This is a genomic window from Rhodococcus globerulus (assembly GCF_019334125.1).
GTDB lineage: Bacteria > Actinomycetota > Actinomycetes > Mycobacteriales > Mycobacteriaceae > Rhodococcus_F > Rhodococcus_F globerula.
The window spans coordinates 5,287,915-5,302,770 of sequence record NZ_CP079698.1 but is presented as its reverse complement, the minus strand read 5'-3'; the positions used below and the strand labels follow the sequence as shown (position 1 = coordinate 5,302,770).

Annotated in this window: 11 protein-coding genes and 1 pseudogene; 1 reads left to right on the top strand and 11 read right to left on the bottom strand. The window is 61.4% G+C overall.

Translation table 11 applies throughout. The features are described 5' to 3' along the window. Positions 1-5: 5 nt before the first annotated feature. From KYT97_RS24145 to KYT97_RS24095, 11 genes and pseudogenes are all read right to left on the bottom strand, one after another. Complete coding sequence (locus KYT97_RS24145) at positions 6-845, bottom strand: ATP-binding cassette domain-containing protein (protein ID WP_051730357.1); 840 nt, start codon at positions 843-845, stop codon at positions 6-8. Continuing rightward, positions 842-1,891: an ABC transporter ATP-binding protein gene (locus KYT97_RS24140; RefSeq protein WP_045068627.1), complete on the bottom strand. Its 1,050-nt coding sequence runs from the start codon at positions 1,889-1,891 to the stop codon at positions 842-844. Before KYT97_RS24140 ends, KYT97_RS24145 begins: the two co-directional genes overlap by 4 nt. After that, positions 1,875-2,765 (bottom strand): ABC transporter permease, encoded by an 891-nt coding sequence (locus KYT97_RS24135; protein ID WP_080711646.1) that lies wholly within the window; start codon positions 2,763-2,765, stop codon positions 1,875-1,877. Before KYT97_RS24135 ends, KYT97_RS24140 begins: the two co-directional genes overlap by 17 nt. Continuing rightward, the gene (locus KYT97_RS24130; protein ID WP_033232363.1) at positions 2,762-3,703 is read right to left on the bottom strand and encodes an ABC transporter permease; all 942 of its coding nucleotides are present in this window, start codon (positions 3,701-3,703) and stop codon (positions 2,762-2,764) included. The genes KYT97_RS24135 and KYT97_RS24130 overlap by 4 nt, the downstream gene beginning before the upstream one ends. 133 nt (positions 3,704-3,836) lie before the next feature. Then, positions 3,837-5,417 (bottom strand): ABC transporter substrate-binding protein, encoded by a 1,581-nt coding sequence (locus tag KYT97_RS24125; RefSeq protein ID WP_045068624.1) that lies wholly within the window; start codon positions 5,415-5,417, stop codon positions 3,837-3,839. Between the two features lie 196 nt (positions 5,418-5,613). Beyond that, positions 5,614-6,609: an NAD(P)H-dependent flavin oxidoreductase gene (locus KYT97_RS24120; protein WP_245005914.1), complete on the bottom strand. Its 996-nt coding sequence runs from the start codon at positions 6,607-6,609 to the stop codon at positions 5,614-5,616. Positions 6,610-6,620: 11 nt separating this feature from the next. After that, positions 6,621-8,066 carry an acyl-CoA carboxylase subunit beta gene (locus tag KYT97_RS24115; protein ID WP_106939838.1) on the bottom strand — a complete coding sequence of 482 codons (1,446 nt, stop codon included), beginning with the start codon at positions 8,064-8,066 and terminating at the stop codon, positions 6,621-6,623. Positions 8,067-8,156: 90 nt separating this feature from the next. Continuing rightward, positions 8,157-9,791: pseudogene (casG, locus tag KYT97_RS24110) on the bottom strand (steroid-24-oyl-CoA synthetase); the annotation flags it as partial. Between the two features lie 258 nt (positions 9,792-10,049). Beyond that, positions 10,050-11,477: an amidase gene (locus tag KYT97_RS24105; protein WP_219110850.1), complete on the bottom strand. Its 1,428-nt coding sequence runs from the start codon at positions 11,475-11,477 to the stop codon at positions 10,050-10,052. A 181-nt stretch (positions 11,478-11,658) separates the two neighbouring features. Beyond that, positions 11,659-12,207 (bottom strand): GNAT family N-acetyltransferase, encoded by a 549-nt coding sequence (locus tag KYT97_RS24100; RefSeq protein WP_219110849.1) that lies wholly within the window; start codon positions 12,205-12,207, stop codon positions 11,659-11,661. Between the two features lie 32 nt (positions 12,208-12,239). Continuing rightward, positions 12,240-13,091, bottom strand: a complete 852-nt coding sequence (locus KYT97_RS24095; protein WP_045069672.1) for a LuxR C-terminal-related transcriptional regulator — start codon at positions 13,089-13,091, stop codon at positions 12,240-12,242. Between the two features lie 157 nt (positions 13,092-13,248). Between KYT97_RS24095 and KYT97_RS24090 the strand changes: the two genes are divergently transcribed. Next, the gene (locus KYT97_RS24090; protein ID WP_219110848.1) at positions 13,249-14,856 is read left to right on the top strand and encodes an acyl--CoA ligase family protein; all 1,608 of its coding nucleotides are present in this window, start codon (positions 13,249-13,251) and stop codon (positions 14,854-14,856) included.

The window sequence follows — 14,856 nt, the reverse complement described above, 5'->3', positions numbered from 1 at the left end:
TCTCCTCAACTGACAGGTTCGGCTCGGACGCCCTCGAATTCCTGCCCACGGACAGATCGTGGAACGGGTACCGGAATAGCGTCGAGCAATGTTCGGGTGTACTCCTGCTGCGGGCGACGGAAGATGTCCTCCACCGACCCACTTTCCACAACCTCACCGCGCGCCATCACCAGCACACGATCGGCGATCACTTCGATCAACGCCAAATCATGACACACGAACAGATACGCAAGACCCAACTCCTCTTGCAGATCCCGCAACAAGTTCAGCACCTGAGCACGCACCGAAACATCCAGCGCAGCAACAGGTTCATCACAGACGATCATCTTCGGATTCAACGTCAACGCCCGAGCAATAGCAACACGCTGAAGCTGACCACCGGAAAGCTCCGCCGGATACCGGCCGAAATAACGCGAACCGATCCCCACCTTGTCCAACATCGCCGTCGCCAACTTCTCACGCTCACCCCGACCCATGTCGGTATGCACGATCAGCGGTTCCACCACAGCATCAACAACGGTCATCCGCGGATTGAGAGAACTGTGCGGATCCTGGAAAATCATCTGCATACCGCGGCGCATCGAACGCAACTCGGCAGGTTTTGCGGCCCGCACGTCAACGCCATCGAACGTGATCGAACCGGTATCCGGCTCGATCAACCGCAAGGCGATCCGGCCCACCGTCGACTTACCAGCACCCGACTCCCCGACCACGGCAAGACATTCACCGGCTTCGAGACTGAAACTGACGTCCTTGACCGCATGCGACCACTTGGTGCGACGGCCCAGAAAATCGCGGCCCGATGCAAACGACTTCGACACGTTCTTCACTTCGAGAAGACTCATCGCACACTCACTCCCTGCAGATCGAGGTCCTGCACACGCAGGCATCGCGCCTCTCCGGTCGGAACCTGCGCCATCGCAGGATGCTCCACATCGCACAGTCCCGGCGCCACATGCGGGCACCGCGGCGAGAACCGGCATCCTGTCGGCCAATCGGCCGCCGCGGGAATCCCGCCCGGGATCGCATGCAGCCGACGATCCGTATTCAGTCCCGGCTGCGGAATCGAAGCCAGCAAACCCGACGTGTACGGATGCTGGGGACGGAAGAACACTTCTTCTGCCGCAGCGTTTTCCGCGATCTCACCGGCATACATCACCACCACCCGCTGACACAATTCCGCCACCACCGCAAGATCGTGACTGACGAACAGCAACGCCACACCGGTCTGCTCCTGCAAATCCCGCAACAGATCGAGGATCTTCTCCTGCACCGTCACATCGAGCGCAGTGGTCGGCTCGTCCGCGATCAGCAACCGCGGATTACATGCCATCACCATCGCGATCATCACACGCTGACACATGCCACCACTGAACGCGTGCGGATAATCGCCTACCCGCTCCTTCGCCCGGGGAATCTGCACCAATTCGAGCATCTCCACCGCCCGAGCCATTGCTTCCTTGCGGCTCAAACCCAAGTGCTTGCGCACGGATTCAGCGATCTGATCACCGACCGTGTAGGCCGGATTGAGACTGCGAATAGGCTGCTGAAAAATCATGCCCATTCCGGTACCGCGGAGCTTGCGCCACTCCCGCTCCGGAACCTTCGTCAGATCACGACCGTCGAATTCGATGGAACCCCGCGAAATCCGGCCGCCGGTAGCCTGCGTCAAACCCATCACCGCAAGCGAGGACACCGTCTTGCCTGATCCGGACTCACCGACCAACGCCACCGACTCGCCGGCACCGACGTCGAACGAGACACCTTCGACCGTCGTCTGCCAACCGCCTCCGCCGCTGGGGAATTCGATGGTCAGATCCCGAACCCGCAACAGTGGTTCAGTGCTCGCATCGAACTGCTCTTTACGCATCAGATCAGTCATTGTCACCATTACGACTCCGTAGCAAAGATCGGCGAACACCGTCGCCCAGATAGGTGAAGGACAGGACCGTCAAGAAAATCATCACGCCGGGAGGCCACACCAGGTACGGCGCCAACTGCATATTCGACGCCGCGGTGCTGAGCATCGAACCCCAACTCGCCGCCGGAGCCTTCGCCCCGAGACCGAGGAAACTCAGGCTCGCTTCCGCCGCAACCGCAGCACCGAGAGAGACGGAGATGACCAGCACCACCGGCGGCATCACGTTCGGAAGGATATGCCTGATAATGGTTCTGCCCGGACGACAGCCCAACGCGATTGCAGCCTCGATGTATGTCTCGTGCCGCACATCCATCGTCGACGCCCGCGCAACCCGGAAAAACCTGGGCGCCATGACCAAACCGATGGCGAGCATCGCGTTGGTGATTCCCGAACCGAGTACCGCGACGATCGTGATCGCCAGCACAAGTGACGGAGCCGACATCAACGCATCCATCACCCGGGTGATCAGCGAATCGACCCAGCCGCCGCGATAACCGGCGATGACACCGAGTGGAAGTCCCAGGATCAGCGCCACACTCACCGCCTGCAACGACGCCGTCAACGAAATCCGCGCACCGTAGATCAACCGGCTCAACACATCTCGGCCGTAATCATCGGTGCCGAGCAGATGATTTGCACTCGGCGGCTGCAATCGGTTGACCAGGTCCTGCACGTACGGATCGTGCGGCGCCAGAATCGGAGCGAACACCGCCATGATCACCAGAAGCAGGATGAAAATACCCGCGACCATCGTCACCGGCTTACGCAGAACAGCCTTCAAGCCTTGGCCCCTCGCAGGCCGCTCCGCCGTCTCGGATGTGGTCACTACCTTCGGATCAGTCATGCGCGAACCTTAGGGTTGAAGTAGCCGTAGGAAATGTCGACAAGCAGGTTCACCAGCACCACCACCACGGTGGTGAACAGGACAAACCCGAGCAACACCGGAATATCGTGGTTCTGGACACTGTTCACGGCCAGAGAGCCCAACCCCGGCATGCTGTAGATGATTTCGATGGTCACCGCCCCGCCCAGCACTTCCGCGACACGGAAACCGAGCACCGTGACCACCGGGATGCACGCGTTCTTGAGTCCGTGCTTGAACACGACACGTCCGCGCCCGAGACCCTTCGCCTCCGCGTTGAGGATGTAGTCGCTCTTGAGTACCTGCCCGAGCGACGACCGCAGCTGCAACGTCACCTCCGCCGCAGGCAACAACGCCAACGCAGTACCCGGCAAAATGAGGTGCTGAATCCACGGCACAAACCCGTCTGAGAGTGGCGCATACCCGAAGGCCGGGAAGATCTGATTGGTCACCGCGAATACCGACACCAGCACCAGACCGAACCAGAACGCGGGAATCGCGATCGCAATCGACGCCACCACATTCACCAGACGATCGACAATTCCGCCGGGACGAAGCGAGGCAACAACACCCAGGATCAACCCGATCGTCACCGCAAGCACCATCGCAAAAACAACCAGCGACAACGTCGTCGCCATCCGGCGGAAAATCAGCTCCGTCACCGACTGATTCGACAGAAACGACGTACCCAGATCACCCTGCAGAACACCGCCCACCCACCGGACGTACCGCAGAAAGATGTTGTCGTCCAAGTGAAGTGTCGACCGGATTTCGGCCAACCGCTCCGGAGTCGGATCATCACCGGCAAGAATCGCAGCCGGATCCCCCGGCGCCAAATCGATCAACAGAAAAATCATCAAAGGCACAATCAACAACAGCGGCACCGCCGCCAGCAGCCGTCGCCCCGCGTAACGCAACATAAGCACCCCTCACCGGCGCTTACAGCCGGTCTTGTCGGCGGTTCCCTTCGCAGGTGATGCGTCTGCGTGAATTCTTTGTCGCATCACCTGCGAAGCAGATCGGTCTATCAGCAAGATTTCTGAATCTGCAGTGCTACTTGGTCATTCCGACGTAGCGCAGATCGAAGATTCCGGTGTCAACCCACGGGATGTTGTCGGCGTTGACTACCTTGTCACTGAAGATCGTCGCGTTCGTCTGATTGCAGATCGGGACGAACATGGCCTCGGCCAGTGTCTTCGACCAGATCTCGTGGTACAGCCCGGCCCGCTCATCCTGCGACAACGTCGGGTTGGCAGCCTTTGTTGCCAGTGCGGCGATCTCGGGATTGCCGTTACCGAAGTCGTAGGGACCCACGACAAAGGTATTGACGGTCTCAGCGGGGTCTACCTTGGGGCTGAAGCTGTTCGACACCATCGACTGGAAGGTGCCGGCGATGTAGCCGGGCTCGTTCTGGGTATTCGGAACGGGATTGAGCTCCGCCTCGAATCCTGCTGCTGCCAGGGAGGACTGGATAACGTTGGCAGGCTTTTCCGTATTTGTTCCGGCACCGAAGGTCAGTGTGATCTTGGCTCCACCGGCACTGGAGACCAGGCTCTTGGCCTTGTCCACGTCGAAGGTATACGGGTACTGGTACGACGGGTCGGCCGCCCAGCTCGATTCCGGATACATCTGACGGTACGGGGTGCAGGTTCCCGAGAAGAGCGCGCTGATGGCCTCGGGATCGATGGCGTGTGCAACAGCCTGACGCACTTCGGGTTTCGCGAGGTCGTCACGTGCTCGCATGAAGACACCAAGCACATTGCGGAACTTCACCTTGTCGATACCCAGCACGTTGCGGTCCGCGAGCGACTGCGCCTGAACGATCTCGTTGGCCGAGCTCACCCAGCTGATATCGGTGGCGGCGGTCTGCATTCCGTTCAAACGCGTTGTCGCGTCCGGCATGGTCTTGAAGCTGATTCCACCGAGCAGTCCGGCCGCTGGATCCCAGTAGTCGCCCTGTGCACGAGTAACCTCGAGAGATTCCTCGGGTACGTAGTTGGTGACGGTGTACGGTCCGGATCCGCTCTGGCCCGGATCATTTCGGATGTCCGTGCCGGCTTCTATGGTCTTGGGGCTGACCATCATGCCGACATTGGTGCTGAACAGCCCGGGTAGCTCCACACCGGAACCCTTGGTCAGGTTCAGCCGGGCAGTAGTCGGGTCGACAACATCAACGGACGTAATGTCGTCGAGCGCGGCGACAACCGTGCTGCCTGCCATCGTCTTTCCACGCTGGACGTTTGCGGCGAGGGCGGCGGCGTCGAACTTGGTGCCGTCGTGGAACGAAACGTCGTCTCGTAATTTCAGCTCGAGATAGCCACCGTCAGAGGAAAACTCCCACGACTCCGCAAGTCCCGGAACAAGATTTCCGTCCTTGTCCACCATGGTCAAGCGATCGAACATCGGAGTCAGATATCCCCAACCGCCGTAGCTGGTCTGGAGGTACGGATCGAGGTTTCGGGTCGGCGCAGACGCGGTGACGCGAAGTACGGCCGCTCGGTCGATATCCGCGGCCGATGCAGTGGAGCCGCCTGCAGTGCTGGTGCCGCCGCCCCCGCCGCATCCCGCGACGGCCAAGGCAGCCACCAGCGACACTGCGGCAATTTTGCCTTTGCCGTTCCATTTTCCGCTCATCGAATTCCCTCTCGAGATAGATCAAAGTCGGCGAGAAACCCCACGCACACGGTCTCTTCGGCTCACAGGCAGACTAACCCGGATATGTCTATTAGGTATACGTTTTTTCGGAACTAGTTTTGACAATGGCAACCTGCACAGGAGTTATCCATCCTTGTCCCGATCACCGGGAAGGTGACTATCGAAATACGTCTGCTCAGGAGTCTGCGTTCGCTGCTCGTCGTTGCTCCAGCACCGAACGTGTTCTCGCTCGGGCGTCCTCGTACTCTGCGACTGTTTCGCGAACTACTTCCGAAAGGGGGCTGCGTCGTTTCACCCCCGACACCGAATGGCCCGCACTCCAGACGTCGGTCCACCTTCTCGGCCCCGGTTCTGATGACCCCGGTCCGAACAGCTCGGCCGATTCTTTCACGGAGATCTGCTCGTTCAGTGTGTCGGGATCAAGCCCCTGCGCTCTGATGGACGGAGCAAGCATGTTCGTCCGCAGTCCGGTGAAAGCGTTGGTCAACACCACGTCGTCCATCGTGCTCTCGACCAACATGTCCTTGTACGGCGCCGACGCCGAACTCTCGTCGCTCGCGATGAAACGTGTGCCCATGTACGCCGCGTCGAAGCCTGCCACCTCGGCAGCCCACAACGCCTGCCCGTCGGAGATTCCACCTGCGAGAATGACTGTACCGTCGAAGAACTCACGGACACCACGGATGAAGGCAAACGGGTTCATCCACCCCGTCTGCCCACCCGCTCCGGCCGAGAGCAGCACGAGTCCGTCCGCACCGGCTTCAACTGCCTTTTCGGCATGACGAAGCGTGCCGACGTCGGCAAAGACCGCAGCGCCGATATCGTGGAGCGGTCCGATGATCGGGGCCGGTGAGCCTACGCTCGCGATGACCATTTCCACTCGGCGGCGAACCAAGCACGCAACGTCGTCTGCCAGTCGCGGCGCTCTCATGATCAGATTGGGGCAGTACGGTGCCAGTTCTCCGCCGCTCTCCTCATGGGCACGATCGAATGTCGCCAGCCACGAATCGAGTTCCTCTGCCGTGCGCGCGTTTGCCGTCGGAAAGGCGCCGACGACGCCCGCCGCGCAGGCTGCCGACACGAGGTCCGGCCCGCTCACTCTCAGCATGGGTGCGGCGATCAGCGGAATCCGCAGTCGAGCGCCGAATCTGGTCCGAAAGCCCGGTGGCACGTCGGATTTCACTAGGGCAGGTATCCGGTGTGCACCACCGGGGCAACCGGCTCCGCATCTCGCCCACTCGACAGCCTCAGCGCACCGAGCAGCGCGTTGCGTAGTTCGCGTGGATCGATGACGTCGTCGTACGTCACCGAACTTGCCAGACGCCACGGACCTGCAGCCTCGTTCTCGATCAATGCACGCTGTGTCCGCCCGTCCGCCTTCGAGGTGCTCCCACCCACGGCAGCCGGAATACCTCCCAGCATCCCTCCCGGAAACGACAACGACACGGTTTGATTGTCGAAAGCATTCTGACCCATGACCGAGCCCCCGAATCCGAAGGCCTTGCGCACTGTCACATGCATTTTCGGCACGGTGGACCGATGCTGCGCCGCAAACATCCGAGCACTCGCCCGCAGTATGCCGTCCCGTTCGGACTTACTTCCCGCAAGAACGCCCGGGTTGTCGGCCAGGAAGATCAACGGGATATGGAAAGCGCCGGTCATCTCGATGAACCGGCAGGCCTTTTCCGCCGCGGCCACATCCAACGCACCGGCAAGCACCAGTGGCTGATTGGCGACAACGGCGACAACCCGGCCACCCATCCTTGCCAGTACCGTGATGACAGAAGAACCGTGCTGCGGTTGCAGCTCGAACAGGGTGCCCTCGTCCACCATCACGGACAACACATCGTGCATGTCGTACGGGATACGAGGATTCGGCGGAACTACGTCGAGAAGAGAATCGAGGGAGCGCGGCGCCGCAACCGAAGTGTCAGGATCCGCCAGTGGCGCGCGACTCCACGCGTTCGACGGGAAATAGGACAGGTATTTGCGCGTCAACTCGAGCGCCGAGTCTACGTCCGCCGCAACATTGTCGGCGATTCCGCTCATCTCAGCGTGCACGGCGCTACCGCCGAGGTCTTCCTTTGTCACCTTCTCGGCGAGCGACGCCTCCACCAGCGGTGGGCCGGCTGTGAACATCGCGCCGTGGTCTTTGACCATGATGACAAAATCCGACATCGGTGCGGCAAGAGCTCCGTGCCCAGCCGAGGGTCCACACACAATCGAAACCGTCGGGACCAATCCGGCAAGCTCGGCCATTGCCTGCAGATCGTTGGGCGCCGGCCGGTGTGGGTGCAGTGCGTTGGTTGCCCTGTGCCCGGCGCCTTCGAGCATCATCACCAGTGGAGTCCGCTCGTGCTTGGCAAGTTCTGCGATGCGGGCGCGTTTTGTGGCCGCTGCCGTTCCGATGGATCCGCCGGCAACCGTGAAATCCTCCGAACCGACCAGCACCGGACGGCCGTCGACAAGTCCGGACCCCGCAACGAAGGCGTCGGACGGGATCGACGCGTCGCCGGCCAGTACGCCGATTTCCTGAAATGTATCCTCGTCCAGGAACTTCGCTACTCGTTCGCGCGCATCAACGCGCCCGAACCGCCGGTACCGCAGTAGCTTGTCGGGGCCACCCATCTCCTGTGCAGCCCGACGACGCTCGTCGAGTGCCGTCAGCAGCGAAGTCCACGCGTGACGATTCTCCGAGACTATCGCCGGTTCGCCGTCAACGTCGAGTTGTTTACGCACGACCTTTCCGGTTGCATTGCGCGGCAACGGTTCTGTGGTCAGTCGCCATCGGGAAGGCACCTTGTACTTAGCGAGACGCTCCCGCACGTACCCGAGCAACTCTGCCTCCGAGACGGATCCCGGCTCCTCGACCACAACAATTGCGGCCACTTCTTCGCCGTAGTCCGCGTGGGGAATTCCGATCACCGCGCATTCCTGCACCGACGGGTGCTCGCTCAGGACGTTCTCCACTTCGACGGGGTAGACGTTCTCCCCACCACGCAGAATCAAGTCCGATCTACGACTGCTGACGCGGAGGTGACCATCGGCCATGAATCCCAAATCGCCTGTACGCAGCCATCCTTCATCGTCGAGCGCGGCGGCCGTCGCGGCATCGTTGTTCCAGTAGCCCACCATCACGTGCGGTCCGCGCAGGCAGATCTCACCCTCGTAACCGTCCGGGAGTCGATGACCGTTGTCGTCCCGGATCTCGACGCTCATCGTGACGACGGGGCGGCCCACGGAATCCGGGTACTCCTCCAGATCGGCGGCTGTCGCCAAGGTGGCTCCGGTCGACGACTCGGTGAGCCCGTACGTCGTCCCCAACGAACGCCCCGCCACCGGCAGCAGTTCGCGAACCTTCTCCTTCAGAGCGGTTGACGACGGCGCCGATCCCAGTGACATCGTCTTGAGCGAGGATAGATCGTATCGAGACAGATCACCATGTGAAACAAGGCGATTCGCCATGGTCGGCACAGCACCCCAGTTGGTGACCCGCTCGCGCTCGATCAATCGCAGCACGCGTTCGATCTCGAATCGCCCGCTGTAGATGACTGCGGTGTCCCCGATCGACAATCGTGGCACGGCAAGGTTGTGCAGTGACGCGATGTGGAACAGTGGATTCGACAGCAGAAACCGACGGTTCGCGGGTGGGTTTCCGAAATGCGTTGCCAAGGCATCGTTGAATCGGTGAAAGTCGTTTGCCGTGATGATGTTCCGGTGCGAGTGCGTCGCACCTTTCGGCCGCCCGGTTGTGCCACTGGTGTACAGGATGACGGCAGGGTCGTCCTCGTTGATGGCGCAGGTCGACAGTGCTGCATCGGCATGCAGTGTGGACAAGCGAGGTACGTCGATTTCGGTGGACAGCACCGGCACGCCGACCTCACCGAGCAGTTCTCGTCGTTTTGCATCGGCGACAACAAGTTTCGGAGTGGAATGCTGCATGCCGTAGTCGATCTCGGGAGCCGACCACATCGAGTTCATCCCGACCGCTATCGCCCCGAGGGACGTCGCCGCCCAGAAGGTGATGATCCACTGTGCGTTGTTCGCAGACAGAATCGCCACGCGGTCGCCCTTGCCGATCGAATACGCGCTTCGCAACTCCTCTGCCAGTGATGCCACACGAGCGAAGTGATCGGTGAAGGTAATCCGCAGTTCGTCGCACACCAGATACTCGGTGTCGCCGTGCTCGACCGACGCCGCCAGAAGCTCACGGAGCGTGTGCGCACGATTCTTGAACACCGGCATGACGTGCCCGCGCACGGGTTCTTCAGCCACCTCGAACAACTGCCCCGGGCCTGTCAGTTCTGCCACGGCCAGAGAGCGCCGATATGCCATGTCCGGTTGAACGACCATCCTTGATCCATTTCTGTGACAACGCAGTTCGATCGCGCTGGGCGGCCCCGTCCGTGTGGATCGGAGCCTGTTCGCTCCACACCGACGCAACTACTCACCACCGCTCATTGTGGATACTACGCAGAAAAGTCGTTCGATATGCGATATTTCGATTAGAAATACTTTTTGAATTTCCACGGGCTTGTCGAACGCCTCCACACACGACAAAGCGGCCCGGCAGCGGGCATGAAACCACCGCCGGACCGCTACTGCGCACTGTTATCCCTGGGTCGGCGGCCACACCGGAGCGATGGACCACGGGCGCGCCGTTTCGAGTTGCGACGCAACCTGAATCAGCACATCTTCGCGCCCGAAGGCGGCAACCAACTGGACGCCGATAGGCACACCGGCCGAGTCATGACCCATCGGCAACGAAATCGCCGGCTGACCAGAGCTGTTGAACGGACTGGTCAATCCGCTGTATCCGGCCGAGTGCTCCCAGATCGACATGGGATTTGCCGTATCGAGGAGACCAAGCGGAGCGGCCGGGCGAGCCATCGTCGGGGTCAGCAACAGGTCGTGATCGACGAAGAACGCACCGATCACCTGCGCTGCTCGCTCGAGTTCCTGCAGCGCCTTGACTACGTTGGTCGCGGTTTCGGACTTCGCGCGGTCGTAGATCATCCGAGCCATCGGTTCGAGGTCGTCGTCGCGGATTGCGCGGTTCACGGCCTCGAGTCGTGCATCGACCTCGATGGTCATCGGTATGCCCATCAACACGGAAAGCCCGGAAGTCAGTGCATCGAGCGGAAAGTCCGGGGCGCCTTCGGAAACATGGTGGCCGAGTTCTTCGAGCAGACCGGCGACGCTCGACGTGACGGCCGCACACTCCGGGTCCACCGGCGTGCCGTCCGGTAGCGCGTTGCTCAGAGCAATCCGCAAGCGTCCGGGATCCGCGCCCACTTCCTCGACGTACGGCCGCTTCGGCGCCAGGATCACGTACGGATCGCCCACAGTGGGTCCAGCGGAAAGATCGAGGAGCAGAGCGGTGTCGCGCACACTGCGAGTAAGCGCGTGGTGAACACCCATCGGCGACGCAAACAGAGTTCGTGCCGGCGCCGTCGGGGTACGACCACGGCTCGGCTTGAGACCAACCAGGCCGCACGCAGACGCCGGAATGCGGATCGAGCCGCCGCCGTCACTGGCATGGCCCGCGGGCACGATTCCCACCGCAACAGCTACAGCCGTGCCTCCCGACGACCCACCGGGTGAACGATCGAGCGCATACGGGTTGCGGGTGGGGCCGAACAGTGCAGGTTCGGTACTCGCATTCTTGCCGAACTCCGGAGTGTTCGTCTTACCGACAATCACCAGCCCGGCACGACGGTATCGCTCGACGAGCGCCGAATCCTCCTGCGCCACAGCATCGGCGAACAAACGAGATCCGTTGGTACTCGGCAGACCCGCGACATCAAGTCCGAGGTCCTTGATCACGAACGGCACACCCTGCAGTGGGCCTTCGGGAAGACCGGCAGCGACCTCGTTCCGAGCTTCGTCGCGGCGCTCGCTGATCACTGCATTGACGGCCGGATTCCGCTCGTCGAGCCGGTCAAGGCTGAACTCCAGGACCTCCTTGGCGGATACGTCCCCCTTGCGAATCGCCCCGGCCAGGCCCGTCATGTCACTGTTGTCGAACAAATCCTGCATCGATGCCCTCATCACTCGTGTGCTGCTTGTGCGATTGTGAGGTCCGTCATATCAACCACAACGGCGGCGGGTCTCGAGGATTCCGCTTACCGGGACAAGCGCGATGGCGGATCGCAATCAAGCAGGCCATCGCCGGTAAGGGTTCGTGAAGGCCGAAAATAATTTTCACGTCCCAGATCGGCTACGCGTCGGATTTCCCGGCCGGCCCGGGCAGCGCTACGACGGGAAACTGAAAGAACGCACAGGTAACACCCTTGTACTCGCGCATGTCCACAAAATCGAAGCCAACCTTCTCGAGCACCCGCATACTCGCTCGATGTCGGGCCTCTACATGCGCGCACAGACCACGCGACGACAGGTCGAACGCCGGATATTCGAAGTGCCAGTCCACCAACGCCGAGGCAACCTCAGTAGCAAATCCGCGTCCCCACTGATCCCGCCGAAAGGCATACGCCAGTTCACGACTCGAGTCGAATTCACCGAATCCTGCCCGGCCGATCATTTCGCCGGCGCGGTTCTCCACGCGCCACTTGGTCCAACCCCGAGTTCTCTGTTCATCGAGATACCCGTCCAGCCGCGACTGCGCCTCATCCCGAGTGTCTGGTCGTCCGTACCCGATGAACCGCATGGTCAGGGCATCAGCGTGTAGCGCAGCGAGGTCCTCGAAGTCGGACGGGAGCCAAGTCGTCAACGTCAGTCGTTCGGTATTCAGAATGATGCGACGACCCATGCCGGTATCTTTGCACCTCTATTTGTGCGTGATCACAGAATCAGACCGTGACGACGAGCTTCGACAACCGCCTCATGACGACTTCGCACATCGAGTTTGGCCATGAGATTGCGCATGTACGTCTTGACGGTTTCGACGCTCAAGGACAGGCGCTCCGCGATTTCGGCGTTGCGCAGCCCCAACGCGACGTACCTCATCACGTCCGTTTCACGCGGCGACAGCACTATCGCACTCGCGATCTCTGCAGGCGCCGTCAAGGCCCGAAGTTTTGCCTCGACGGCGTGAACCTGCGCACTGAGTTTCTCGTCCTGCAGACCTGCCGCGATCTCACCCAACGCGAGGAAACTTTCCGTCAACGTCTCCGATATTTTTGCCTCGCGGCTCGAAACCTGTTCCACCGCAGCAGTGTCGATCATCGCGACACGACGATCAACCTCGTCGCGGATCTCGATTTCGCGTGCCAACGAGTACGACGCACGCATCATCTTGTCTGCAACAACATCTCCGATCGGCAGGTTGGCGCGCAGTCCGCCATAGAGCGCGCCGCGGGTTTTCCCTCGAACGACCACGGGAACCGCCATCAACGATTCGATTCGCTCGGTGCCGACCTCGTAGTCGTAGTCGTGGGTGATCTGAGACGAATTGGCGTAGTCCTGCACCACAGCTGTGCGCTGCTCGGCGATAGCCCGCCCACCGAGTCCGCATGCCGCGTTGATCTCGAGGTTGCGCAGCAGAGTGCTGTGCGTCCCGACGTAGCTGGTGATGGTCAAGGAGTTGCCGCTCACTCCCCCACCGAACAGGACCGGCAGTTCCGTCTGCGGCTGCAGCCGGCGCAGCGCCGCCCGCAACGCGTCGTCGTCGCTCGGCCTTAAAACCCTGTTCACGTGCACTCCTGGTCGGGGAAAACGCGGATACCCACTTCGTAGGGTAGCGGCTGGTGGGCTAGCCCAATATCGTCCAACACGAGCGTTTGTAGCGCCGATCACATTCACCGTGACGGGTGAGCTGCAACGTCCGACCACGCGAACCTCGGAGGAACCCGTGTCTGCACCCGCCGCACTCACAGCCAACAACACCCCGCTCAGCCCGCTGCGCTTTCTCGAACGCAGCGCGTCGGTGTTCCCAGATCGCACCGCCGTCATTCACGGTGATCGGACGTACACCTACCGCGAGTTCGGCGACGAGGTAGCCGCTCTGGCACGTGTTTTGCGGGACCGTATCCAGCCCGGCGATCGCATCGCTTACCTGGCGCCGAACATTCCCGAAATGCTGTTTGCGCATTTTGCCGTGCCTCTGGCCGGCGGAATCCTGATCGCCCTCAACTCGCGCCTCGCCGGACCTGAACTCGAGTACATCCTTGATCACTCGGGAACCGCGATCCTGTTCGTCGACTCCGAGTTCGTCGGTTCCGTCGCGTCGTCGAAGACGAATGTGGCAAGCCTGCGCGAGATCATCGAGATCCCGGACTCCACCGTCCCGTACCCCGAGGTTCCCACCGGAATCGTCACCGGGCAGTACGCCGATCTGTTGGCAGAAGGTGAAGCGATCGCCGATCAGCCACTGCACTGGGGGGTCGACGACGAGCAGCAGTGCATCGCCATCAACTACACGTCAGGTACCACCGGAAAACCCAAGGGCGTCATGTACTCCCACCGCGGCGCGTACCTGAACTCCCTCGGCGAAACCTTCCACAACGGGTTCAGCGGCTCCACCAAGTACCTGTGGACACTGCCGATGTTCCACTGCAACGGTTGGTGCACACCGTGGGCAGTGACCCAGGCCGCCGGCACCCACATCTGCCTGCGCGCCGTCCGTGCCGATTCGATCTGGGATGCGATCGACAACTTGGGCGTGACCCACCTGTGCGGCGCACCAACTGTCTGCTCCACCATCGCCGACGCGGATCAGGCCCACAAGGTCGACGCCCTTCGCATCACCACCGCAGGTGCTCCCCCGTCGCCGACGATCATCGGCAAGCTCGAGGACATCGGTGTGACCGTCGTCCACGTGTACGGCCTCACCGAGGTGTACGGGCCGTACACGATCTGCGAATACCAGGAAACCTGGGACGAGAAGCCACAGTCCGAGCGCGCCGCGCTGCTTTCCCGGCAGGGCGTTGGCATGGTCCAGGCGGAAAATGCACGGGTCGTCGACCCCGACATGAACGACGTTCCCGCCGACGGTCAGACCATGGGCGAGATCGTGCTCCGCGGCAACAACGTCATGCTCGGGTACTACCGTGACGAGGCTGCAACCGCGGAAGCCTTTGCCGGCGGGTGGTTCCATTCAGGAGACCTCGGCGTCATGCATCCCGACGGATACATTCAGCTCAAGGACCGCGCGAAGGACATCATCATCTCCGGCGGCGAGAATATCTCCACCGTCGAGGTGGAGCAGGCGATCATGAGCCACCCCGCGGTGATCGACGTTGCGGTGATCGGGGTTCCCGACGAGAAGTGGGGCGAGCGTCCCAAAGCGTTTGTCGTCCTCGGCAAGGGCATGACTGCGACCGCCGAAGAGCTTGTCGCGCACACCCGGTCCTTGCTCGCCGGGTACAAGGTTCCGAGGGACATCGTCTTTCCCCTGGATCTTCCTCGCACACCGACGGGCAAGGTTCTCAAGTTCGAGCTCCGGGCGATAACGAAGTAG

Excerpts from the sequence above, each read along its gene's own strand:
- KYT97_RS24145 (WP_051730357.1), bottom strand. The coding sequence starts at position 845 with ATGAGTCTTCTCGAAGTGAAGAACGTGTCGAAGTCGTTTGCATCGGGC.
- KYT97_RS24135 (WP_080711646.1), bottom strand. The coding sequence starts at position 2,765 with ATGACTGATCCGAAGGTAGTGACCACATCCGAGACGGCGGAGCGGCCT.
- KYT97_RS24140 (WP_045068627.1), bottom strand. The coding sequence starts at position 1,891 with ATGGTGACAATGACTGATCTGATGCGTAAAGAGCAGTTCGATGCGAGC.
- KYT97_RS24115 (WP_106939838.1), bottom strand. The coding sequence starts at position 8,066 with ATGGGTGGCCCCGACAAGCTACTGCGGTACCGGCGGTTCGGGCGCGTT.
- KYT97_RS24105 (WP_219110850.1), bottom strand. The coding sequence starts at position 11,477 with ATGCAGGATTTGTTCGACAACAGTGACATGACGGGCCTGGCCGGGGCG.
- KYT97_RS24125 (WP_045068624.1), bottom strand. The coding sequence starts at position 5,417 with ATGAGCGGAAAATGGAACGGCAAAGGCAAAATTGCCGCAGTGTCGCTG.
- KYT97_RS24100 (WP_219110849.1), bottom strand. The coding sequence starts at position 12,207 with ATGGGTCGTCGCATCATTCTGAATACCGAACGACTGACGTTGACGACT.
- KYT97_RS24130 (WP_033232363.1), bottom strand. The coding sequence starts at position 3,703 with ATGTTGCGTTACGCGGGGCGACGGCTGCTGGCGGCGGTGCCGCTGTTG.